The 20,665-nt window shown below is 69.5% G+C and carries 23 protein-coding genes; 16 read left to right on the forward strand and 7 right to left on the reverse strand.

Going from position 1 to position 20,665, the window contains the following annotated elements:
* Positions 1-40 precede the first annotated feature (40 nt).
* Positions 41-1,039 (reverse strand): alpha/beta fold hydrolase, encoded by a 999-nt coding sequence (locus tag JJQ90_RS00355; protein WP_230410286.1) that lies wholly within the window; start codon positions 1,037-1,039, stop codon positions 41-43.
* A gap of 752 nt (positions 1,040-1,791) precedes the next feature.
* On the opposite strand from JJQ90_RS00355, the gene JJQ90_RS00360 reads away from it, so the two are divergent.
* From JJQ90_RS00360 to JJQ90_RS00385, 6 genes are read left to right on the forward strand one after another with little or no spacing between them, the layout of a single operon-like run.
* Positions 1,792-2,604, forward strand: a complete 813-nt coding sequence (locus JJQ90_RS00360) for an alpha/beta hydrolase (protein ID WP_216872493.1) — start codon at positions 1,792-1,794, stop codon at positions 2,602-2,604.
* Between the two features lie 41 nt (positions 2,605-2,645).
* Positions 2,646-3,845 carry an ABC transporter substrate-binding protein gene (locus JJQ90_RS00365; protein WP_216872494.1) on the forward strand — a complete coding sequence of 400 codons (1,200 nt, stop codon included), beginning with the start codon at positions 2,646-2,648 and terminating at the stop codon, positions 3,843-3,845.
* Positions 3,846-3,858: 13 nt separating this feature from the next.
* Positions 3,859-4,782: a branched-chain amino acid ABC transporter permease gene (locus JJQ90_RS00370; protein WP_216872495.1), complete on the forward strand. Its 924-nt coding sequence runs from the start codon at positions 3,859-3,861 to the stop codon at positions 4,780-4,782.
* Positions 4,782-5,729: a branched-chain amino acid ABC transporter permease gene (locus tag JJQ90_RS00375; RefSeq protein WP_216872496.1), complete on the forward strand. Its 948-nt coding sequence runs from the start codon at positions 4,782-4,784 to the stop codon at positions 5,727-5,729. The genes JJQ90_RS00370 and JJQ90_RS00375 overlap by 1 nt, the downstream gene beginning before the upstream one ends.
* The gene (locus tag JJQ90_RS00380) at positions 5,722-6,495 is read left to right on the forward strand and encodes an ABC transporter ATP-binding protein (protein WP_329959329.1); all 774 of its coding nucleotides are present in this window, start codon (positions 5,722-5,724) and stop codon (positions 6,493-6,495) included. Before JJQ90_RS00375 ends, JJQ90_RS00380 begins: the two co-directional genes overlap by 8 nt.
* Entirely contained in the window at positions 6,489-7,205 is a 717-nt protein-coding gene (locus JJQ90_RS00385) for an ABC transporter ATP-binding protein (RefSeq protein WP_216872497.1), read from the forward strand. Before JJQ90_RS00380 ends, JJQ90_RS00385 begins: the two co-directional genes overlap by 7 nt.
* Here JJQ90_RS00385 and JJQ90_RS00390 read toward each other — a convergent pair.
* Genes JJQ90_RS00390 through JJQ90_RS00400 form a run of 3 tightly spaced genes read right to left on the reverse strand, consistent with a single transcriptional unit; the run spans position 7,196 to position 8,783 of the window.
* Positions 7,196-7,591 (reverse strand): type II toxin-antitoxin system VapC family toxin, encoded by a 396-nt coding sequence (locus JJQ90_RS00390; protein WP_329959330.1) that lies wholly within the window; start codon positions 7,589-7,591, stop codon positions 7,196-7,198. The genes JJQ90_RS00385 and JJQ90_RS00390 overlap by 10 nt on opposite strands.
* Positions 7,588-7,833, reverse strand: coding sequence for a type II toxin-antitoxin system Phd/YefM family antitoxin (locus JJQ90_RS00395; protein ID WP_216872498.1), 246 nt, complete (start codon positions 7,831-7,833; stop codon positions 7,588-7,590). Before JJQ90_RS00395 ends, JJQ90_RS00390 begins: the two co-directional genes overlap by 4 nt.
* 50 nt (positions 7,834-7,883) lie before the next feature.
* Positions 7,884-8,783 carry a LysR family transcriptional regulator gene (locus JJQ90_RS00400; RefSeq protein WP_216872499.1) on the reverse strand — a complete coding sequence of 300 codons (900 nt, stop codon included), beginning with the start codon at positions 8,781-8,783 and terminating at the stop codon, positions 7,884-7,886.
* Positions 8,784-8,912: 129 nt separating this feature from the next.
* On the opposite strand from JJQ90_RS00400, the gene JJQ90_RS00405 reads away from it, so the two are divergent.
* Positions 8,913-9,236, forward strand: a complete 324-nt coding sequence (locus tag JJQ90_RS00405) for a hypothetical protein (protein WP_216872500.1) — start codon at positions 8,913-8,915, stop codon at positions 9,234-9,236.
* Between the two features lie 24 nt (positions 9,237-9,260).
* On the opposite strand, the gene JJQ90_RS00410 is transcribed toward JJQ90_RS00405, so the two are convergent.
* A complete protein-coding gene (locus tag JJQ90_RS00410) occupies positions 9,261-11,570 on the reverse strand; it encodes a bifunctional salicylyl-CoA 5-hydroxylase/oxidoreductase (RefSeq protein ID WP_216872501.1) in 2,310 nt (769 codons plus the stop codon).
* 122 nt (positions 11,571-11,692) lie between these two features.
* Between JJQ90_RS00410 and JJQ90_RS00415 the strand changes: the two genes are divergently transcribed.
* From JJQ90_RS00415 to JJQ90_RS00445, 7 genes are read left to right on the forward strand one after another with little or no spacing between them, the layout of a single operon-like run.
* Positions 11,693-12,427, forward strand: coding sequence for an SDR family NAD(P)-dependent oxidoreductase (locus JJQ90_RS00415; protein WP_216872502.1), 735 nt, complete (start codon positions 11,693-11,695; stop codon positions 12,425-12,427).
* Positions 12,424-12,921: a MarR family winged helix-turn-helix transcriptional regulator gene (locus tag JJQ90_RS00420; protein WP_216872503.1), complete on the forward strand. Its 498-nt coding sequence runs from the start codon at positions 12,424-12,426 to the stop codon at positions 12,919-12,921. The genes JJQ90_RS00415 and JJQ90_RS00420 overlap by 4 nt, the downstream gene beginning before the upstream one ends.
* Entirely contained in the window at positions 12,918-13,745 is an 828-nt protein-coding gene (locus tag JJQ90_RS00425) for an enoyl-CoA hydratase family protein (RefSeq protein WP_216872504.1), read from the forward strand. The genes JJQ90_RS00420 and JJQ90_RS00425 overlap by 4 nt, the downstream gene beginning before the upstream one ends.
* Positions 13,745-14,932 carry an acyl-CoA dehydrogenase family protein gene (locus JJQ90_RS00430; protein WP_216872505.1) on the forward strand — a complete coding sequence of 396 codons (1,188 nt, stop codon included), beginning with the start codon at positions 13,745-13,747 and terminating at the stop codon, positions 14,930-14,932. The genes JJQ90_RS00425 and JJQ90_RS00430 overlap by 1 nt, the downstream gene beginning before the upstream one ends.
* A gap of 7 nt (positions 14,933-14,939) precedes the next feature.
* Positions 14,940-16,544 (forward strand): AMP-binding protein, encoded by a 1,605-nt coding sequence (locus JJQ90_RS00435; protein WP_216872506.1) that lies wholly within the window; start codon positions 14,940-14,942, stop codon positions 16,542-16,544.
* Positions 16,541-16,999 carry an acyl-CoA thioesterase gene (locus tag JJQ90_RS00440; protein ID WP_216872507.1) on the forward strand — a complete coding sequence of 153 codons (459 nt, stop codon included), beginning with the start codon at positions 16,541-16,543 and terminating at the stop codon, positions 16,997-16,999. Before JJQ90_RS00435 ends, JJQ90_RS00440 begins: the two co-directional genes overlap by 4 nt.
* Positions 16,996-17,400, forward strand: coding sequence for a RidA family protein (locus JJQ90_RS00445; RefSeq protein WP_216872508.1), 405 nt, complete (start codon positions 16,996-16,998; stop codon positions 17,398-17,400). The genes JJQ90_RS00440 and JJQ90_RS00445 overlap by 4 nt, the downstream gene beginning before the upstream one ends.
* A gap of 1 nt (position 17,401) precedes the next feature.
* Here JJQ90_RS00445 and JJQ90_RS00450 read toward each other — a convergent pair whose 3' ends face one another.
* Together JJQ90_RS00450 and JJQ90_RS00455 are read right to left on the reverse strand one after the other, a co-directional pair.
* On the reverse strand, positions 17,402-18,019 hold the full coding sequence (locus JJQ90_RS00450) for an MSMEG_1061 family FMN-dependent PPOX-type flavoprotein (RefSeq protein ID WP_216872509.1): 618 nt from the start codon (positions 18,017-18,019) through the stop codon (positions 17,402-17,404).
* Between the two features lie 13 nt (positions 18,020-18,032).
* The gene (locus JJQ90_RS00455; RefSeq protein WP_230410287.1) at positions 18,033-19,649 is read right to left on the reverse strand and encodes a thiamine pyrophosphate-binding protein; all 1,617 of its coding nucleotides are present in this window, start codon (positions 19,647-19,649) and stop codon (positions 18,033-18,035) included.
* A 122-nt stretch (positions 19,650-19,771) separates the two neighbouring features.
* Here JJQ90_RS00455 and JJQ90_RS00460 point away from each other — a divergent pair, with 122 nt between their 5' ends.
* Both JJQ90_RS00460 and JJQ90_RS27200 read left to right on the forward strand, forming a co-directional pair.
* Entirely contained in the window at positions 19,772-20,503 is a 732-nt protein-coding gene (locus JJQ90_RS00460) for a sulfite exporter TauE/SafE family protein (protein WP_216872511.1), read from the forward strand.
* A 14-nt stretch (positions 20,504-20,517) separates the two neighbouring features.
* Positions 20,518-20,652 carry a hypothetical protein gene (locus JJQ90_RS27200; RefSeq protein ID WP_268958563.1) on the forward strand — a complete coding sequence of 45 codons (135 nt, stop codon included), beginning with the start codon at positions 20,518-20,520 and terminating at the stop codon, positions 20,650-20,652.
* Positions 20,653-20,665 lie beyond the last annotated feature (13 nt).

A 20,665-nucleotide genomic window follows, 5' to 3' on the forward strand; every position in this document is an offset into this window, starting at 1 on the left:
GAGCGCCCCCCCTATGCGGCGGCGCAGCTAACTCGCAAGTCTACGGGCGGCGTCTCGCCGTTCGGTCGATCGCCTCAACCGCCGCGCCATACAATTGAGGCGGAAGATCATGGCCCATGCCCTCCATGAGCATGAGCTCAGCGGCCGGGATCGAAGCGGCCGTATCCTCGCCACAGGCCGGGGGAAAGAGCGGATCATCGCTCCCGTGAATAACCAGCGTTGGTGCGCTCACGGTCGCGAGCCGGCTCCGGCGATCACGGCTCACGGCGATCGCCGCGATCTGGCGGCCGAAGCCATTGCGATCGTGGGCTCGGCGGGCCTCCTCGAGAATGAGACGACGCGCGGCGGCCTCGTCGAACGGGTAGCGGCTGCCGGCGATGCGGCGCGCGAAGGCGATGCTATGGGCCAGGTATCCGGCTTCGTCAGAGAAGGGGTCCGGAGCGGGGCTGGTCATCATCGCCATGGCGTCGGGCGTAGGCGGCGGAAGCGATGGATTGCCGGTGCTTGACATGATCGAGGTCAGCGACGCGACACGTTCGGGATGCTCGCACGCCATGACCTGCGCAATCATGCCGCCCATGGATCGACCGACGACATGGGCCCGGTCGATGGAAAAGGCGTCAAGCAGCCCGACCGTGTCCGCCGCCATGTCGTGAAGCGTGTATGGGACGTCCGGCGCTCGTCCGGCGATGAGCGCAGCCGCCAGCTCGCCGAAATCCGGCGCTGCGCGGTGACTGATGTGCGTCGAATAGCCGGCGTCGCGATTGTCGAAACGGATCACATGATAGCCGCGCGCCACCAGCGCGAGGCAGAAGGGAACGGTCCATCGGATCATTTGCGTACCCAGTCCGGCGACCAGCAGGATCGCCTGATCGGAGGGCGCCCCGAACGCCTCGCAAACCAACTCGACGCCATTGCTTTCGACGCGATTCATCGCCGGCTTTCTCCTGAGTTCCCGCAAACCATGAGGGATGGTTCGGAGAATTTTTACCCGGATAAAAAATGCCGTCAATATTGCCCGGATGAAATTGGAAAACATTTAAGCGCCACGCCTGCTCGCCGTGCGCCCTACGGCACAACTGAAGTGCGCTGGGCTTGGGCGCGAGGCGTGTCGCCCGGCAAGTTCCCGATCGTCGGTGCCTGTCCCTCAAGCAGGCGATCGCGAAGGCCTGCTTCCCCACCCTCAACAAACCTTCTGCATGTCTGCTCTCGCCGCCGGCGACCGATCTTTGCAAGTGTCGGTGCATCCCCTCACTTCAGGGTCTGTATCGCCTGGGCCGAGCCGCTGACCTCGGTGAAGCCGGTCTGGCTCGCGGTGGTGGTGGCGGAGGTCAGGACGACACCGCCCGCCATGGCCGCACCGGCTCCGGCCCCGGTTCCAGCCGCGGCCCCGGTTCCGGGCAGGGCCGGCGCTGCCGTCCCCGCCGCAGCCGCCGATGTCCCCGCCGCGGCGGTCGTGACGCCGGTCACCGCCCCCGCGGCGGCGGAGCCGGCCAGTTGCGCGCCCCCCGACCAAGACGGAGCCGCCCGCGCTGACAACGCTGCCGGCAAGGGCGACCGCCGTCTGGGTTATTGTGAGCACCCCGCTGGCGGCCGTGCCCACCGCGGTTGCGCCCATGGAGCCGGGGCCGCATCCGGCCAGTCCCAGCGCCACCTCCGCCACGTCGACACCCCATCCCCACCTCATCGCCGCCCCCGCAATTTGATACTATATCGTATCGAATTATCCCTGCAAAAGTGAAACTCGATCCGGGCTTGCGATGCCGGGCAGGTCGGCGTGCAATGCCCTTGATGAGCACCGACCTCGAAGCCGAATACAACAACCGCGCCCGCGTGCCGGACCACCCGGCGCATGTCGCCGCCTGGACCCGGGATTCCGCCGCCTGGCGCGCGGAATGCACCCGCGCCGAGTTGGGCCTGACCTATGGGGCCAGGGAGCGCGAGAAGCTCGATCTGTTCTGGCCGGAGGCCGGCAGCCAGGACGCGCCGATGGCGATGTTCATCCACGGCGGCTACTGGCAGGCGCTGGGGCGTGATTCCGCCTCGATCTGCGCGCGCGGGCTGAATGGCCGGGGGGTCGCGGTGGCGGTGCCCTCCTACGACCTCTGCCCGCACGTGACCCTGGCCACGATCGTCGACCAGATGCGCGCGGCGGCGGCGATGCTGTATCGCCGGCACGGGCGGCGCATCCTGGCCTGCGGCCATTCCGCCGGCGGGCATCTGGCGGCGATGCTGCTGGCCACCGACTGGCGCGCCCTGGACCCGGCCCTGCCGGCGGACCTCGTCCACGCCGCCCTGCCGATCTCCGGTGTGTTCGAACTGGAGCCATTGCGCCACACCAGCATCGGCACCGCGCTGGCGCTCGACGCGGCGGAGGCGCAGCGCCTGTCGCCGCGCTACCTGCCGCGCCGGCCCGGCGCGCTGCATGTCGTGGTGGGTGGCGCCGAGAGCGGCGAATTCATCCGCCAGAGCCGCGACATGGCCGCGAGTTGGGGCGGCGGCTTCGCTTTGGAGGCGGAGGCCGACCACTTCACCGTGCTCGAACCCCTCGCCGAGCCGAACAGCCTGCTCGTGCGGCGCGCAAAATCGCTTGCATCCATGTGATGCTTGAAGCCTAAAATATCTCGGGAGACGGAGGGACCATCATGAGCATCCAATTCGGCCGGCGCCAGGCGCTGGGTCTTGCGGCTGGCCTCGCGACCAGCGGGCTTGCCGCACCCTTGGTGGCGCGCGCACAGGCAGCGCCCGTGAAGATCGGGCTGGTGGCACTCGCCTCCGGCCCCGCCGCCTCGCTCGGCAACCATCTGCGCGACGGTTTCCAACTCGGCATGCGGCATCTGGAAAACAAGCTGGGCGGCCGCGCGGCGGAGGTGCTGCTGATCGACGACGAGCTGCGCCCGGATGCGGCGGTCACCAAGGTCCGCGCCGCGCTGGAACGCGACAAGGTGGATGCGGTGGTCGGCGTGGTCTTCTCCAACATCCTGGCCGCGATCATGCGCCCGGTGACGGAATCGCAGACCTTCCTGATCTCGACCAATGCCGGCCCCTCCCCCTTCGCGGGCCGGGGCTGCAACCCGTATTTCTTCGCCACCTCCTATGTGAACGACCAGAACCACGCGGTGATGGGCAAGGCGGCGCAGGATGCGGGCTATGGCCGCGTCATGCTGCTGGTGCCGAACTACCAGGCGGGGCGTGACTCGGTGGCCGGCTTCAAGTCGGAATACAAGGGCACCATCGTCGACGAGATGTACACGCCGCTGACCCAGATGGATTTCTCCGCGGAGCTGGCGCGCATTGCCGCGGCGCGCCCCGATGCGGTCTTCACCTTCATGCCCGGCGGGCTCGGCGTGAATCTGGTGCGGCAGTATCGCCAGGCCGGCCTCGCCAATATCCCCTTCCTGTCGGCCTTCACGGTGGACGAAGCCTCCCTGCCCGCGCAGGGCGAGGCGGCGATCGGCTTCCAGACCGGCACGACCTGGACCCCGACCCTGCCCAACGAGCAGAACGCCCGCTTCGTCCGCGACTTCGAGGCGCAGTTCAACTACGTGCCGGCCAGCTACGCCGCCCATGCCTATGACGCGGCGATGCTGCTGCACAGCGCCATCGGCAAGACTGGCGGCAACCTGGCCGACAAGGCGGCGCTGCGCGCTGCGATCAAGGCGGCGGATTTCCGCTCCGTCCGCGGGCGCTTCGCCTTCGGCGCGAATCATTTCCCGGTGCAGGATTTCTGGCTGGCCAAGGTGGCGCAGCGGCCGGATGGCAAGTTCCAGACCGAGCATGTCAGCAAGGTCTATGACAACGTCACCGACCCCTTCGCGGCGCAGTGCCGCATGCCGGCGGGCTGAGGACCAAGGCGGGATGTCGCTGACACTGCTGCTCGTCCAGGGCCTGAACGGGCTGCAACTCGGCATCCTGCTGTTCCTCATCGCGGCGGGGCTGACGCTGGTCTTCGGGGTGATGGATTTCATCAACCTCGCCCATGGCGTGCAGTACATGCTCGGCGCCTATTTCGCCGCGCATTTCGCCGCCGCCACCGACAGCTTCTGGCTGGCCCTGCTGCTGGCCCTGCCGGCGACGCTGCTGGTCGGGCTGGTGCTGGAATTCCTGGTCTTCCGGCACCTGTATGACCGCGACCACATGGCGCAGGTGCTGGCCACCTTCGGCGTCATCCTGATCCTGAATGACGGCGTGCGCTGGGTCTTCGGCTCGGCGCCGCTGCAGGTGCCGATGCCGGAGGCGCTGACCGGCGGCTTCCCGATCATGGATGGGCTGCTCTATCCGCATTATCGCCTGGCCATCATCGCCGGCGGCCTGGCCACAGCGGGGCTGCTGTGGTGGCTGGTGGAACGCACCAAGGTCGGCATGCTGATCCGCGCGGGCGCCACCAATGCGCCGATGGTCGCGGCGCTGGGCGTCGATATCCGCCGGCTGTTCATGGTGGTCTTCGGCTTCGGCGCCATGCTGGCGGGCTTCGCCGGGGTGATGGCGGCGCCGATCCTCTCGGTCGAGCCGGGCATGGGCGACAACCTGCTGATCCTCGCCTTCGTCGTCATCGTCATCGGCGGCATCGGTTCCGTGCGCGGCGCCTTCCTGGCGGCGCTGCTGGTCGGGCTGGTGGAGACGCTGGGGCGGTCGCTGATGCCGGATGTGATGCGGCTGTTCCTGGATCCGAGTTCGGCGCGGCAGGTGGGCGCGGCGCTCGCCTCTATGCTGGTCTATATCGCCATGGCGGCGATCCTCGCCTTGCGGCCCGCGGGCCTGTTCCCGGTGCGGACCGCCTGATGCAGCGCTGGAAGCAGGAAGTGCCGGCCGTGCTGCTGCTGGCCGGCCTGGGTCTCGCCCCCTTCATCGGTTTCGGCGAGGGCTATGTGCTGACGCTGCTGGCGCGCGCCATGATCCTCGCCATGGCCGCCGTGTCGCTGTCCTTCATCGTCGGTGGCGCCGGGCTGGTCTCGCTCGGCCATGCGGCGATGCTGGGTTTCGGCGCCTATGCGGTGGTGATCCTCGATGATCTGCAGATCGTCGAGGCGATGGTCGTGCTGCCCGTGGCGATGCTGGCCGCCGCCGGCTTCGCGCTGGTGACGGGGGCCATCGCCATCCGCACCAGCGGCGTCCACTTCATCATGATAACCCTGGCCTTCGGCCAGATGGCCTATTTCACCGCCACGTCCCTCTCCGGCTATGGCGGCGACGATGGCTACACGCTCTATGCGCGCAGCGAGGTGAATGGCGCGCGCATCCTGTCGGACCGGCTGGGCTTCCACTTCATCTGCCTGGGCGCGCTGACGCTGACCTGGCTGTTCTGCCGCATGCTTCTGGCATCCCGCTTCGGCCGCGTGCTGCGCGCGGTGCGCGGCAATCCGATGCGGGCGCGGGCGCTGGGCTTCTCGCCCTATCCCTACCGGCTGGTGGCCTATGTCATCGCCGGCGCCATCGGCGGCGCGGCGGGGTTCCTCTTCGCCAATGCCACGGAATTCGTGGCACCTGCCTATATCTCCTGGCAACGCTCCGGCGAGTTGCTGTTCATGGTGATCCTCGGCGGCATTTCCGGCCTGCATGGCGCGCTGCTCGGCGCGCTGGGCTTCGTGCTGCTGGAGGAGTGGCTGTCCCATCAATGGGAGCATTGGCGCATCGCCTTCGGCGTGCTGCTGATCCTGGCCGTGCTGTTCCTGCCGAACGGCCTCGCCGGTATCCCCAACCAGGTGGCGCGGATGTTCCGCCGTGGCTGAGGCGATGCTCTCCCTGCGCGGCCTGCGCAAGAATTTCGGCGGGCTGGCGGTGACGGATGACGTCACGCTGGATGTGTCGCCCGGCGAGATCCACGCCATCATCGGCCCCAACGGCGCCGGCAAGACCACGCTGATCAACGAGATCAGCGGCGTGCTGCCGCTGGATGCCGGGCAGATCCTGTTCGACGGTCGCGACGTCACGCGCCTGCCATTGCATCGCCGCGCCCGGCTGGGCCTCGCACGGTCCTTCCAGATCACCTCCATCATCCCGGATTTCTCCGCGCTGGAGAACACGGCTTTGGCCGTGCAGGCGGGCGATGGCAGTTCCTTCCGCTTCTTCCGCCCCACCGCCAGCGAGGCCCGGCTGAATACCGCGGCCATGGCGGCGCTCGATTCCGTGGGCCTCGCCCATCGCGCCGCCACACCCGCTGGCGCGATGAGCCATGGCGAGAAGCGGCAATTGGAACTCGCCATCGCGCTCGCCACCCAGCCCCGCCTGCTGCTGCTGGACGAGCCGCTGGCCGGCGCGGGGCCGGAGGAGACGGAGCGGCTGATCGGCATCCTGCGATCCTTCCGCGGCCGCTACACCATCATGCTGGTGGAACACGACATGCAGGCGGTCTTCGCCCTGGCCGATCGCATCTCCGTCCTCGTCTATGGCCGGCTGATCGCGACCGGCGGGCCCGAGCTGATCCGCCAGAACCCGGAAGTCCGCGCCGCCTATCTCGGCGAGGACGACATTCCCCTGAGCGGCGCGCCATGCTGAGGCTGGAACAGCTCACCGCCGGCTATGGCGGCAGCCAGGTGCTGTTCGGCATGGAACTCGCCATCGGCCCGGGCGAGGTGGTGGCGCTGCTCGGCCGCAACGGCATGGGCAAGACCACCACGATCCGCGCCCTGATGGGCCTGCTGCCCAGCACAGGCGGCCGCATCTGGGGTGGGCAGGTGGTGCTGGATGGGCGCGATGTGGCCGGCCTGCCGGCGCATCGCGTGGCGCGCCAGGGCCTCGGCCTGGTGCCGGAAGGCCGCCAGGTGTTTCCGACACTGACCGTGGAGGAAAACCTGCTCGCCACCGCCGCCAACCGCGCCGGCGGCGCGCCGCGCTGGACGCTCGATGCCGTCTACGCCTTCTTCCCCCGCCTGCGCGAACGCCGCCGCAACCCAGGGGCCAAGCTGTCCGGCGGCGAGCAGCAGATGGTCGCGATCGGCCGCGCGCTGATGACCAACCCCCGCCTGCTCATATTGGATGAGGCGACGGAGGGCCTGGCGCCGCTGATCCGCGCCGAGATCTGGTCCGTGCTGGCGCAGTTGAAGGCGGAGGGCCAGGCGATCCTGCTGATCGACAAGAACCTCGCCGCCGTCTCCCGCCTCGCCGACCGGCATGTGGTGATAGAGAAGGGCCGCACGGTCTGGACCGGGACGAGCGCGGAATTGGCGGCCTCGCCTGAGGTGCGGGACAGCTACCTTCAGGTCTGAACCAGCCGGATGCCCTCGCCGTAGCGCGCCACCAGCGGATCGGCGGTGACCAGCACGGCGCCTTCCGTCTGTGCCTGGGCGACCAGCATGCGGTCGAAGGGGTCCTTGTGGAGGGGCGGCAGGCGCGTCAGGGCAGCGGCATGTTCACTGGTGACGGCGATCTCGCGATAGCCGGCATCCAGCAGGCCGCGGCGCAACCGGCGTGGGTCGACCACGAAATCCGCCCGGCCGAGGCCAGCCTTGATCGCCACCTCCCACACCGAGGCCGCGCTGAAGGCGAGCAGGTTGCGGGGGTCCTCGATCAGGGCGCGGGCGCCGTCGGGAAGCCGTTCCGGCAGCCCCGCGGCCCAGAGCAGGATATGCGTGTCGAGCAGGTACAAGGTCACCGCCCTGCCTCGAACAGCGTCGCGATCTCCTCCCCGCCCAGGCGGTCGAAATCCTCCGGCACCGAGATTTCCCCGACCAGGAAGCCGAGGCGATTCCGGCCCGCGCGGGCCGCGTGATCGAGCGGCATGACCTGCACCAGCGGCCGCCCGGCCTTCGCGATGACGAAACCTTCGCCCTGCGCGGCCTGATCGACGAGTTGGGAGAGATGCGTCTTGGCTTCGTGAATATTGACCTGGCGCATGAGTTTCTTCCGGACTTAGTCCAACAGACTTAGTCTGATTCCACGCAGATTCAACGCCCACCAAACTCCGCGGGCAGCACCGCCGCCAGATGGTCGAAGACGGCGCGGAAGCGGCGGCCTTGCCGCACATCGGCATGCGCTACCAGCCAGATGGGTTGCTTCGGCGCGAACTCGGCCGTCAGCAGCCGCCGCAGCCCCTGGGCGGGCGCATCGCGATGCGCATGCATCACGCCGATGCCAAGCCCCGCCCTGACCGCGGTGTGCTGGCCGATCATGCTGTCGGAGCGGTAGACGGCTCGCCAAGTCTCCACCGGCAGCGCCAGCCGCTCCGCCGCACGGCGCGCGAAGGGGTCGCGGTCGAAGCCGACCATGCGGTGGTTCCGCAATTCGGCCAGCGTCTCCGGCACGCCATACCGCGTGAGATAGCTCTCAGCGGCGAAGAAGCCGAGCTCCATGGTGCCCACCTGGCGCGCCACGAGGTCCGGCTGCTCCGGGCGGGCGAAGCGGATGGCGATGTCGGCATCCCGACGCAGCAGGTTCTCCACCTGGGTGCTGGCCAGCATCTCGATGGTGATGCCCGGATTCGCCTCCATGAAGGGCTGCAAAAGGCCCGGCAGGCGCTCCACGCCGAAGGACTCGCTGGTGGTGATGCGGACCGTGCCGGTCGGCGAATCCAGCTTGCCGCCCATGGCCGTGCCCAGCGCCTGCGCCGCCTGTTCCAGCGCCGCGGCATGGTCGAACAGCGCCGTGGCGCGATCCGTCGGGCGCAGGCCCTGCGGCGTGCGGTCGAACAGGGCCTCCCCCACCGCCTCCTCCAGCGCGCGGATCTGGCGGCCGACAGTGGGCTGGGTGAGCCTCAGCTTCAGCGCAGCGGCGGAGAGGCTGCCATCGCGCATCACCGCAACGAAGGCCTGCAACAGGCTCCAGTCCAGATGGCCGGGGGTGGTCATGCCCCCATGCATCCGCGCATGCCCGGCGAACGACAATGGGCAATCCCGCGCGGCGCGGCGCGGCGGCATCTTCCCGTCACCGGCAGCGACATCGGGTCGACTGCCTCACAGACTGGAAAGATCGCAGAGATGACCACCACCATGCGCAGCCTCCTCGCCGCCACCGCCCTGCTGGCGGGCCTGTCGACCCAGGGCGCCTTCGCCCAGGATATGTATCCGCGCACCATCGGTTCGGGCGAGAGCGCGGAGATCGTCTATGGCCCCGGCCCGCAGGGCAATATCCTCGGTGGCGGCGCCGTCGCCCTGCGGCAGGTGACGGGCGATGAGGCCATCGTGACCTATCTGGACGACAGCGTCGTGCAGACCCCGCCCGCCGGCCGCGTGCCCATGGTGTTCAGCCGCGGGGAGAACAGCCTGCGCGTCGAGCTGCCGGCCCCTGCCCCGCGTGGCTGAGGCCGGACCTGAAGCGGGCGGCCGCTACTCCGCCGCCCGCTTCAGCGGTGCATGGCTTTTCGGCCGCGACTTCAGCTTCATCTCCCGCAGCTCCGCCTGATCCTTCGCCGCATTGCGCAGGGCTGCATCCTGGCCCCAGCGATATTGCGGCGGGCAGGCGACATCACGCACGCCATATTGCGCGGCGGCATGCAGGGTGAAGAAGGGGTCCGTCAGATGCGGCCGCCCGAGCGCCACGAGGTCGGCGCGCCCGGCTGCCACGATGGTGTTCACCTGGTCGGCGGTGGTGATATTGCCCACGCACATCACGGCAACCCCCGCCTCGTTCCGGATCATATCCGCCCAGGGCAGCTGGAACATGCGGCCATAGACCGGGCTGGCATCGGCCACCGTCTGGCCGGTGGAGACATCCACCAGGTCGACGCCGGCGGCCGCGAAGGCGCGCGCGATCTCCAGGCTGTCCGCATCGGTGAGTCCACCTTCCGCCCAATCGGTGGCGGAGATTCGCACCGACATGGGCTTCTCCGCCGGCCAGACCGCGCGCAGCGCCGCGAAGACTTCCAGCGGATAGCGCAGGCGGTTCTCCAGGCTGCCGCCATAGTCATCGCTGCGCTGGTTGGTCAGCGGCGAGAGAAAACTCGCCAGCAGATAGCCATGGGCGCAGTGCAGCTCCAGCATGTCGAAGCCGCAGTCGAGGCCGCGCTGGGCGGCGGCGACGAATTCCGCCGTCACCGCCTCCATCTCCGCCCGCGTCATTTCCCGCGGCACCTGGCTGTGGCGGTAATAGGGGATGGCGCTGGCGGAGATGATGGGCCAGGCACCGGCTTCCAGCGGCTGGTCCATGCCTTCCCACATCAGCTTGGTCGCACCCTTTCGCCCGGCATGGCCGAGTTGCAGGCAGACCTTGGCGGACGAGGTCGCGTGCACCAGGTCGACGATGCGCGTCCAGGCCTCCTGCTGCGCGTCGTTCCAGAGGCCGGCGCAGCCGGGCGTGATTCGCGATTCGGCGGAGATGCAGGTCATCTCGGTGAAGACCAGCCCGGCACCGCCCATGGCGCGGGCGCCGTAATGGGCGAGATGGAAGTCACCAGGCACGCCATTCACCGCCGAATACATGCACATGGGCGAGACGACGACGCGGTTCGCCACGGCCAGGTCGCGCAGCCGGAAGGGCTGGAACATCGGCGGCTTTTTCGGGTCGCCGCCCACCTCCTCCGCCACCGCGCGCTGCGTCTCGGCCACGAAACTGGGCGCGCGCAGCGCCAGATTGTCCCAGGTGATCGCCTTGCTGCGCGTCATCACGCCGAAGGCGAAGCGCGTCGGCGAGAAATCCCAGAAGCGCTTCACATGCTCGAACCAGACGAGCGAGACATTGGCGGCATGCTGGGTCTTCTCCACATCCTCCCGCCGCCCCGTCTCGAAGGCATGCAAGGCGGAGGCGACGTCGCCATGGGCGAGGAAAGCCTGGTGCAGGGCGATGGAATCCTCCATGGCCAGCTTGGTGCCGGAACCGATGGAGAAATGCGCGCTGGCCTTGGCATCGCCGAGCAGCACGAGGTTGCCGCGCACCCAGCGGGCGCATTTGATGGTCGGGAAGCGGCGCCACTGGCTGCGATTGGTGACCAGGCGGTGGCCCTGCAATTCCTCGGCGAAGACGGTTTCGAGGAAGGCGGCGCTCTCCGCCTCATCCATGCTGTCCAGCCCGGCCTTGGAAAAAGTCTCGGGGTCCGTCTCCAGCACCCAGGTGCTGGCGCCTGGCTCGTACTGGTAGCAATGGGCGATGAAGATGCCCTGCGGCGTTTCCTTGAAGAAGAAGGTGAAGGCGTCGAAGGGTCGCGTGCTGCCCATCCAGGCGAAGCGGTTCGGGCGGAGGTCGACCTCCGGCTGGAAATGTTCGGCGAAGCGTTCGCGGATGGGGGAGTTGATGCCGTCGGCGGCGACGATCAGGTCGGCATCCGGGAAGTCCTCCGGCGTCGCCTCCCGCCGGAATTCCAGCTCCACACCCAGGGCGCGGGCGCGTTCGGCGAGCAGCATCAGCAGGGTGCGGCGCGAACAGCCGCAGAAGCCGTTGCCGCCGACGCGGTGTTCCTGGCCCTTGGCGACAATCGCGATGTCGTCCCAATAGGCGAAGCTTTCGGTGATGGCGCGGTAGCTGGGTTCGTCCGCCTGCTGGAAGGCATCCAGCGTCGCGTCGCTGAACACCACGCCGAAGCCGAAGGTGTCCTCGGCCTGGTTCCGTTCCACCACGGTGATGCGCGATTGCGGGAAATCCCGCTTCATCAGGATCGCGAAATACAGGCCCGCCGGGCCTCCACCGATCACCGCGATGCGCATCTGCGTCCCCCTGGGCCTCCCGGCCGCTTGCGCGATATAGTTTAGGCTTCAACTATTGGGGCTTCAACCGGATGTTGCACCCGGCCGCTGGAATGTTTTAGGCTTCAAGCATCGGAGGCGTGATGCAGGCAGGGTCACTCCAGGGCAGGACGGCACTCGTCACCGGCGGCGGCAGCGGCATCGGGGCCGCCTGCGCCGCGGCGCTGACGGCGGCCGGCGCAAGGGTGACGGTGCTGGGGCGGCGCGAGGCACCGTTGCGGGCGCAGGTCATGGCCGGCACGGCGGCGGATGCGATCGTGGCCGACATCAACGCCTTGCCCACCCTGCCCCATTTCGACCTGCTGGTGCATGCCGCCGGCGTGGCGGAAAGCGCGCCCTTCCTGAAATCCGATGTCGCGTTGTTCGAGCGGTTATGGCGCGTCAATGTGCTGGGCGCGGTCGCGGTGACGCAGGCGGTGCTGCCGGGCATGCTTTCCCAGGGCTTCGGGCGGGTGGTGATGATCGCCTCCACCGCCGCGCTGAAGGGCTACCCCTATGTCACGGCCTATGCGGCCTCCAAGCACGGGATGCTCGGCCTGGTGCGGTCCCTGGCGCAGGAGGTGGCGGCCAAGGGCCTCACCGTGAACGCGATCTGCCCCGGCTTCACCGAGACCGATATCGTCGCGGACAGCATCGCCCGCATCATGGACAAGACCGGCCGCGATGAGGCTGCCGCCCGCACCGAACTCGCCAGGCACAATCCGCAGCGCCGCCTTGTGCAGCCAAGCGAGGTCGCGGCCGCCGTGCTGGCATTGTGCGGGCCGGCGAGCGGCGCCATCAACGGCCAGGCCATCGCGGTGGATGGGGGCGAGACATGACGGTGGATGCCGAAACCGCCCTCGCCCACGCGCCCCCCGGCCACAAGGACGAACTGCGCCTCTGGCTGCGGCTGCTGACCTGCACCACCTTGATCGAAGGCGAAATCCGCAGCCGGCTGCGGCGCGATTTCGACACCACCTTGCCCCGCTTCGACCTGCTGGCGGCGCTGGACCGCGCACCCGAAGGGCTGACACTCGGCGATGTGTCGCGCCGGATGATGGTCAGCAACGGCAATGTCACCGGCCTCGCCGCGCGGCTGGAGGTGGAGGGGCTGGTGGAACGCCGCGCCCGCCCCGGCGATCGCCGCGCGCAATTGCTGCGCCTGACAGCAAAGGGCCGCCGCGAATTCGCCCGCCAATCCGCCGCCCATGAGGGCTGGATCGCGGAACTTCTCGCGGGCGTGACCGCGGTGGAGCGCGGCGCGCTGTTCCGCCTGCTCGGCCACACCAAAATCTCGGTCCGCAACGCCCTGCCGCCGGAGCCCAGCGCATGATCCACGCCATTTCCGGCCCCCTCGCCGCCTACACCGCGCAGCATGTGAAGCTGGAGGTGGCGGGCCATGTCGCGACACTCACGCTGAACCGGCCGGAGCGCAAGAACCCGCTGACCTTCGACAGCTATGCGGAGCTGACGGCGATCTTTCGCGCCGCCGTGCATGACGATGCGGTGCGCGCCTTCGTCGTCACCGGTGCGGGCGGCAATTTCTGCTCGGGCGGCGATGTGCACGAGATCATCGGTCCGTTGCTGGACCGCGACACCAAGGGGCTGATGGCCTTCACGGCAATGACCGGCGACCTGGTGAAGGCGATGCGCGCCTGCCCGCAGCCGATCGTCGCGGCGGTGGACGGCATCTGCGCCGGCGCCGGCGCCATCATCGCCATGGCGTCGGACCTCCGGCTTGGCACCACGCGGACCAAGGTTGCCTTCCTGTTCAACCGCGTCGGCCTCGCCGGCTGCGACATGGGCGCCTGCGCCATCCTGCCGCGCATCATCGGCCAGGGGCGCGCGAGCGAGCTGCTGTATCTCGGCCGCTCGCTCGGCGGGGATGAAGGACTGGCCTGGGGATTCTTCAATGCGCTGCATGCGCCGGACGGCGTGCTGGATGCGGCGGCGGAGATGGCGCGCGGCATCGCGGAAGGTCCGGCCTTCGCCCATGCCATGACGAAGCGCATGCTCGCCATGGAATGGGCCATGTCCATCGAACAGGCGATCGAGGCCGAGGCGGTGGCCCAGGCGCTGTGCATGACCACGCAGGATTTCCGGCGCGCCTTCGATGCCTTCGTGGCGAAGCAGCGCCCGGTGTTCAAGGGCGACTGATGGCCGACCAATCCTTCCTCGACTGGCCCTTCTTCGAACCGCGCCACCGCGACTGGGCGGCGGAGGTGGAGGCCTGGGCGGCGCAGCATGCCGAGGCGCTGTCGGATGAGCACGACGCCGATGCAAGCGTCATCCGACTGGCGCGCGGCATGGGCGATGCCGGGTTGTTGCGCGTGCCCTGCCCCGCCGATGGCGTGCTGGATGTGCGGTCGCTGTGCATCGCACGCGACATCCTGGCGCGGCACAGCGGCCTCGCGGATTTCGCCTTCGCCATGCAGGGCCTGGGCACCGGCCCTGTCACGCTGTTCGGCAATGCGGCGCAGCGGGAGCGCGTGCTGCCCGACGCCCGTGCCGGCACCGCGCTCGCCGCCTTCGCTTTGAGCGAACCGGAAGCTGGCAGCGACGTCTCGGCCTTGGCGCTGACCGCGACGCCGGATGGAAACGGCCATTACCGGCTGAACGGGGAAAAGACCTGGATCAGCAATGGCGGGATTGCGGCCACCTACATTGTCTTCGCCCGCACCGGCGAGGCGCCCGGCGCCAAGGGGCTTTCCGCCTTTCTCGTGCCGGCCGACGCGCCCGGTCTGACCGTCGCGGAACGTATCGAGGTGACGGCGCCGCACCCCCTCGCCCGCCTGTATTTCGCCGATGTCCGCGTGTCCGCCGAGGACCTCCTGGGAAAACCCGGCGAAGGCTTCAAGGTGGCGATGTCCACCCTCGACGTCTTCCGCGCCACCGTCGGCGCCGCGGCTCTCGGCTTCGCCCGCCGCGCGCTCGACATGACGGTGGAGCACGCGGCGTCCCGAAGAATCTTTGGCGGCACGCTGTTCGACCAGCAGATGTCGCAGGCCGCCATCGCGGACAGCGCGACGGATGTCGAGGCCTCCGCCTTGCTGGTCTATCGTGCCGCCTGGCTGAAGGATTCCGGCACACCGCGCGTGACCCGCGAAGCCTCCATGGCCAAGCTGCACGCCACCGAAGCCGCGCAGCGCTGCGCCGACCGCAATGTGCAGATCCATGGCGGGCTCGGCGTCACCAAGGGCCACAAGGCCGAAGAACTGTACCGGGAGGTCCGGGCGCTGCGCGTTTATGAGGGCGCCTCCGAGATTCAGCGCGTGGTCATTGCGCGTATGGAGCGGGAGCGACTGGACAAAAAGCCACGCCAGCTTCGCACGTCACTCGGATAGAACGAGGATGGACGAAATGCTCGACAGCTTCTGCCGCGACCGGCTTCCACCGCCGGACCAGTGGCCGGAATTCCTGCTGGACCGGCCGGAGTTCCAATATCCGCCACGCTTCAACTGCGCCGTGGAGCTGCTGGACCGCAATATCGAACGCGGGCGTGGCGACCATCCGGCCCTAATCACGCCGGCCGAGACGCTGACCTACGCGCAGCTCGCCGATCGCGTTGATCGCATCGCCCGCGTGCTGGTCGAGCGTCTCGGCATGGTGCCCGGCAACCGCGTGCTGCTGCGCAGTTCCAACAATGCCTGGATGGTCGCCGCCTACTTCGCCGTGCTGAAGGCGGGCGGCGTGGTGGTCGCCTCCATGCCACTGCTGCGCGCCAAGGAACTCGGGCAGATGCTGCGCAAGGCGCGCATCACGCATGCGCTCTGCGATACGCGGCTGGCCGAGGAACTGCGCAAGGCGGATGGCCCGGACCTCGTCCACCTCGTCACCTGGGGCGATGGCATGCTGGAGGCGATGGTCGCGGAAGCCGCGCCCGGCTTCCCCGCTTATGACACCGCCGCCGAGGACATCTGCCTCATCGGCTTCACCAGCGGCTCCACCGGGGAACCGAAGGGCACGCTGCATTTCCACCGCGACATGCTGGCGATCTGCGATGGCTACGCCATGCAGGTGTTGCGGCCGGAGCCGAGCGACATCTTCATCGGCTCCCCGCCTCTGGCCTTCACCTTCGGTCTCGGCGGGCTGGTGCTGTTCCCCTTCCGCGTCGGCGCCACCGCCGTGCTGCTGGAACGCGCACCGCCGGAGGATCTGCCCGCCGCCATCGCGCACCATCGCGCCACCGTCTGCTTCACCGCCCCCACCGCCTGGCGCGTCATGGCCGGCCTGGCCCCGCAGCATGACCTTTCCAGCCTGCGCAAATGCGTCTCGGCCGGCGAGACCTTGCCGAAGCCGGTCTTCGACGCCTGGCTAGCGGCGACAGGCCGCAAGCTGATGGACGGCATCGGCGCCACCGAGATGCTGCATATTTTCATCAGCGCGACGGAAGACCAAATCGTCCCCGGCGCCACCGGCCTGCCCGTGCCCGGATACATCGCGAAGGTGGTAGACGACCAGGGCGCGGAAGTCCCGCGCGGCGCGCCCGGGCGCCTCGCCGTGAAGGGGCCGACCGGCTGCCGCTATCTCGACGATCCGCGCCAGGCGCAGTACGTGCAGAACGGCTGGAACATCACCGGTGACACCTACATCCAGGATGCGGATGGCTATTTCTGGTATCAGGCACGGAACGACGACATGATCGTCTCCGCCGGCTACAATATCGCGGGGCCGGAGGTGGAGGCGGCGCTGCTCGCGCATCCCGCCGTCGCCGAATGCGGCGTGGTCGCCGCGCCGGATGCCGAACGTGGCATGGTGGTGCGCGCCTATGTCGTGCCGAAGCCGGGCATCGCCGCCGATGCCGCGCTCACCAAGGCGTTGCAGGACCATGTGAAGGCCGAGATCGCGCCCTACAAATATCCGCGCAGCGTGGTCTTCGTCGAGAACCTGCCGCGCACCGAAACCGGCAAGCTGCAACGCTTTGCCCTGCGCCAACAAGCGGAGTCCGGCGGATGAGCCGTCCCACCCCCCTGCCCTTCTCCGCCCTGCCCGCCGCGGCCTTCCACGCCACCCAGCGCGTGCGCTTCGGCGATTGCGACCCGGCCGGCATCGTCTTCTTCCCGACCTGGTTCGCCATGGCCAATGGCGCCATCGAGGACTTCTTCGAGTCCGAACTCGTCATCGACTTCCACGCGCTGCACGCCACCCGCCGCATCGGCACCGGCTTCGCCCATGCGGAAGCCGATTTCTTCGCCCCCGGCCTGATGGGCGACCGCGTGACGCTGACGCCGCTGCTGGCGCGCATCGGCGGCGCCTCCTACAGCATCACCATGCATGTGCATCGCGGGGAGGAGGAGTTGCTGCGCATGCACCTCGTCACCGCGACCACCGATCTCGATGCCCGCCGCGCCGTGCCGATCCCCGGCGACCTGCGCGCAGCGCTGGCCGCCTATCAGGGGCGCTGCGCATGAGCCAGTCGCAGCTGACCGCCCTGCAGCCGCCCGGCTGGCCCGCCCCGCGCGGCTATTCCAACGGCATGATGGGGCGCGGCCGCATCGTGCTCGTGGGCGGGCAGATCGGCTGGGATGCCCAGGGCGTCTTCGCCGAGGGCTTCGTCGGCCAGGTGCGGCAGGCGCTGGCCAATATCCTCGCCGTGTTGAAGGAAGCCGGCGCCGGGCCGGAGCATATCGGGCGGCTCACCTGGTATGTGGTGGACATCGCCGAATACCGCGCCAGCCTCGCAGCCCTCGGCCCCGCCTATCGCGCCGTGATGGGCCGCAACTTCCCGGCCATGGCGCTGGTGCAAGTGGTGGCGCTGGTCGAGGCCGAGGCGCGCGTCGAGATCGAGGCCACCGCCATCCTGCCGGAATGACTCAGTAGAGGTTCGCCGCCAGCCGCGCCGGCCCCTGCGCATCATAGCTATCGCCATCGAAGGCGCCGGCGGTGGCGGATTTCAGGAACTGGCCAGCGGTCGGCACCCCGGCCGGGCGCGGCGTGGCGCCCCAGAGGCCGGAGCGCATCAAGGCGCGGGCGCATTGGAAATACACCTCCTCGACGCGGATGCGCAGCACCGTCGCCGGTTCCTTGCCCTGCTCCGCCAGCGCGGCGCGCAAGACGGGGTCGGTGGTGATGCTGGCCCGGCCGGCGACGCGCAGGGTCTCCCCCACGCCGGGGATCAGGAACAGCAGCGCCACCTGCGGATCGGCGATGATGTCGCGCAGCGCGTCCAGCCGGTTGTTGCCGCGCCGGTCGGGCAGCGCGACCTCCGTGCCCGACAGCACGCGGACGAAGCCCGGCGCGTCGCCGCGCGGTGTGCCGTGCACGGCGCCATCGGCGCCGCGGGTGGACAGGATGCAGAAGGGGCTGCGCGCGATGAAGTCGCGGCTCGGCACGTCGATGTCGCGCCGCACCTTCAGCACGGAATTGGTGTTCACCTCGCCATACAGCGCTTCCAGCGCCGTAAGGCTCGTCACCGCATGCGGGTCCTGCATCGCCCTCAGTCTCCTATGCGCGGCGCAGCGTCGGCGCCGGCTGGCCATCCAGCACCACATTGACCACGGCCGGGCGGCCACTGGCAAAGGCGCGCGACAGCGCCGGCGCCAGCTCGGCGGCCTGGGTCACAGTCTCCCCATGCCCGCCCAGCGCCGTGGCGATCAGGTCGTAGCGCGTGCCGGGGGCGAGTTCGCAGCCATGGGCGCGGTTGGCGCCATAGTCACGGATCTGGATCTGGTGCTCGGCATTCCAACGGCTGTCATTGCCGACCACGGCGACGAAGGGCAGGCCGTGGCGGGCGGCGGTGTCCAGCTCCGCCATGTGGAAGCCGAAGCTGCCATCGCCCATCAGCGCGAGCGTGGGCCGCGCCAGGGCGGCGCGGGCGCCGATGGCGAAGGGAATGCCGACGCCGATCGCCCCGGCCACGCCGTTCACGATGCGCGTTTCCGCCCGCACCATGGCCATGCCCCATTGGCCGATCTCGCCGCCGTCGCAGACGAAAGTGGCGCCATGTTCCGCCACCGCCGCATTCACCGCATGACCCAACGTGGCGGAGCGGATCGGCCCCGCCGGCGCGCCGGCCAGCGCGGCCCAGTCCGCCGGGCGCCAGTCCACCGCCTGCCGCACCCGGTCCGCCCAGCCGGTCTGCGCCGCGACGGGCCGCATGACCCCGGCCAGCGCCGCGACCGAGTCCATCGCGTCTGCCACGGCCGCGAAGACCAGCCGGTCGCAGACCAGCCGCTGCGCCCGGGCGACGATATCGCCCTCCGGCTCCAGCACGATCCAGCGGCAGGTGGCCGGCGCGGCGCGGCCGAATTTCAGGGTGAAGTCGAGCGGCTTGCCGAGCAGCACGATCAGATCGGCCTCCGCCAGCACCTCCGGGAAGGCACCCAGCGAGGGGTCCGCCAGGCCACGCGGGGATTGCATCGGCACCACCGGCAGCCCGCTCGCCGCCGCCAGGGCGGCCTGCGCCACGAAGCCGGAGGGCGTGCAGAGGGCGGGCGGCGCGATCAGCAGCGGCCGCGCCGCCGCCGCCACCGCCTGGGCCACCAGCAGCGTGGAACCAGCGCCGAGCGGCATCGGGCGGCGGGCGAAGGCCGCGGTCACCGGGACATCGGCGGCCTCGACCTCCGCCTCCAGCACATCGGTGGGCAGGCTGACATGCACCGGGCCGGGACGGCCGCCGAGCGCGGTGGCGAAGGCGCGCGCCATGTCGCCAGCCAGGCCCTGGGCCGTCTGCGCGGTCCAGGACGCCTTGCTGATCGGTGCGGCGAGCGCCGCCTGCGGCACTTCCTGGAAGGCGCCATTGCCGAGGTCGGCCAGCGGCGCATGGCCCGAGAGCAGCAGCACCGGCACCTCCCCCGCCAGGGCGGAACACAGCGCGGCGGTGGCATTGGCATGGCCCTGCCCGCCGGTCACCAGCGCGACGCCGACCTGGCCGGTCAGCCGGGCATAGGCATCGGCCATATGCACCGCCGCGGCTTCCTGGCGGGTATGGACGATCTCGATGCCGGAGCCGACCAGGGCGTCGAACACCTCCATGATATGGTTGCCGGACAGGGTGAAGATCCGCGTCACCCCGGCGGCCTTGAGCCCCCGCACCAGAACATCCGCACCGCGCAACGCCATCGTTTCCAGTCCCCTGATCTTGCGGCGAAAGGACCATGCGCGCCGCGGTTGCACAAGGCGGGGGCTGGCGCACGGGGCCGGAGTGCGGTTGTTTCGCGGAACGCCTGTGATCCGGAGCTTCCATGCCCACCGAATACCTCATCCTGCTCGGCGGCTGCTTCGTCGCCGCTTTCGCCTCGGGCCTGGCGGGGTTCGCCTTCAACCTGGTAGCGGCCGGCATCCTGTTCCACTGGCTGTCGCCGCAGGAAACCGCCCCGGTGCTGGTGGTGGGGTCGCTGCTGATCCAGCTCGGCACGCTGGGCGCCATCTGGCCCTCGGTGCGCTGGCAGGTGCTGAAGCCCTATGTGATCGGGGGGGTGCTGGGCACGCCGCTCGGCGTGCTGGTGCTGGCGCATGTGGATGCGGGGGCGATCACGGCCGGGGTCGGGCTGCTGCTGGTGGCCTATGCCGGCTGGGCGCTGTTGGGCCTGTTCCGCAAGCGCCAGGCGGAGGCGCTGCGTGCCGGCGTCGGGGCCGATGCGGCAGTGGGCTTCGCCAGCGGAATCCTGGGTGGCATCGGCGGGTTCTCCGGCGCGCTGCCGGCGATGTGGGGCGACCTGAAGGGGCTGCGCAAGGATGAGGCGCGGGCGATCTTCCAGCCCTTCATCGTGGTGATGCAGATGGTGGCCGCCATCGGCCTGCTGGCCGGGGGCTTCTTCGGGCGCGAATCGGCGCGCATGCTGCTGATCGCCCTGCCGGCGCTGCTGCTCGGCGCCTGGCTCGGTGTGCTGGCCTATCGCCGCATTCCGGCGGAGGGATTCCGACTGGTGCTGCTGGGGTTGCTGCTGGCCTCGGGCCTGTCGCTGGTGCTGTGAGGAGGCTGCCGCCCATGCTCCGTCGAATCGCGCTGCTGGCGCTGCTGTTTCTGGCCACCGCCCTGCCCACCTTGGCCCAGCCGACCCAGACGCCACCCGCCGAGGATTGCGGCTGCGGCGTGCCATCCTCCCCACGCGGGCCGCGCTGACCCAGATCTCGTC

This window comes from Falsiroseomonas oleicola (genome assembly GCF_019029495.1).
Taxonomy (GTDB): Bacteria; Pseudomonadota; Alphaproteobacteria; order Acetobacterales; family Acetobacteraceae; genus Falsiroseomonas; species Falsiroseomonas oleicola.

Excerpts from the sequence above, each read along its gene's own strand:
- JJQ90_RS00430 (WP_216872505.1), top strand. The coding sequence starts at position 13,745 with ATGGCCGACCAATCCTTCCTCGACTGGCCCTTCTTCGAACCGCGCCAC.
- JJQ90_RS00375 (WP_216872496.1), top strand. The coding sequence starts at position 4,782 with ATGCAGCGCTGGAAGCAGGAAGTGCCGGCCGTGCTGCTGCTGGCCGGC.
- JJQ90_RS00405 (WP_216872500.1), top strand. The coding sequence starts at position 8,913 with ATGACCACCACCATGCGCAGCCTCCTCGCCGCCACCGCCCTGCTGGCG.
- JJQ90_RS00455 (WP_230410287.1), bottom strand. The coding sequence starts at position 19,649 with ATGGCGTTGCGCGGTGCGGATGTTCTGGTGCGGGGGCTCAAGGCCGCC.
- JJQ90_RS27200 (WP_268958563.1), top strand. The coding sequence starts at position 20,518 with ATGCTCCGTCGAATCGCGCTGCTGGCGCTGCTGTTTCTGGCCACCGCC.
- JJQ90_RS00445 (WP_216872508.1), top strand. The coding sequence starts at position 16,996 with ATGAGCCAGTCGCAGCTGACCGCCCTGCAGCCGCCCGGCTGGCCCGCC.
- JJQ90_RS00410 (WP_216872501.1), bottom strand. The coding sequence starts at position 11,570 with ATGCGCATCGCGGTGATCGGTGGAGGCCCGGCGGGCCTGTATTTCGCG.
- JJQ90_RS00370 (WP_216872495.1), top strand. The coding sequence starts at position 3,859 with ATGTCGCTGACACTGCTGCTCGTCCAGGGCCTGAACGGGCTGCAACTC.
- JJQ90_RS00420 (WP_216872503.1), top strand. The coding sequence starts at position 12,424 with ATGACGGTGGATGCCGAAACCGCCCTCGCCCACGCGCCCCCCGGCCAC.
- JJQ90_RS00385 (WP_216872497.1), top strand. The coding sequence starts at position 6,489 with ATGCTGAGGCTGGAACAGCTCACCGCCGGCTATGGCGGCAGCCAGGTG.
- JJQ90_RS00365 (WP_216872494.1), top strand. The coding sequence starts at position 2,646 with ATGAGCATCCAATTCGGCCGGCGCCAGGCGCTGGGTCTTGCGGCTGGC.
- JJQ90_RS00360 (WP_216872493.1), top strand. The coding sequence starts at position 1,792 with ATGAGCACCGACCTCGAAGCCGAATACAACAACCGCGCCCGCGTGCCG.
- JJQ90_RS00460 (WP_216872511.1), top strand. The coding sequence starts at position 19,772 with ATGCCCACCGAATACCTCATCCTGCTCGGCGGCTGCTTCGTCGCCGCT.
- JJQ90_RS00355 (WP_230410286.1), bottom strand. The coding sequence starts at position 1,039 with ATGTTTTCCAATTTCATCCGGGCAATATTGACGGCATTTTTTATCCGG.
- JJQ90_RS00395 (WP_216872498.1), bottom strand. The coding sequence starts at position 7,833 with ATGCGCCAGGTCAATATTCACGAAGCCAAGACGCATCTCTCCCAACTC.
- JJQ90_RS00450 (WP_216872509.1), bottom strand. The coding sequence starts at position 18,019 with ATGCAGGACCCGCATGCGGTGACGAGCCTTACGGCGCTGGAAGCGCTG.
- JJQ90_RS00400 (WP_216872499.1), bottom strand. The coding sequence starts at position 8,783 with ATGACCACCCCCGGCCATCTGGACTGGAGCCTGTTGCAGGCCTTCGTT.
- JJQ90_RS00435 (WP_216872506.1), top strand. The coding sequence starts at position 14,940 with ATGGACGAAATGCTCGACAGCTTCTGCCGCGACCGGCTTCCACCGCCG.
- JJQ90_RS00415 (WP_216872502.1), top strand. The coding sequence starts at position 11,693 with ATGCAGGCAGGGTCACTCCAGGGCAGGACGGCACTCGTCACCGGCGGC.
- JJQ90_RS00440 (WP_216872507.1), top strand. The coding sequence starts at position 16,541 with ATGAGCCGTCCCACCCCCCTGCCCTTCTCCGCCCTGCCCGCCGCGGCC.
- JJQ90_RS00425 (WP_216872504.1), top strand. The coding sequence starts at position 12,918 with ATGATCCACGCCATTTCCGGCCCCCTCGCCGCCTACACCGCGCAGCAT.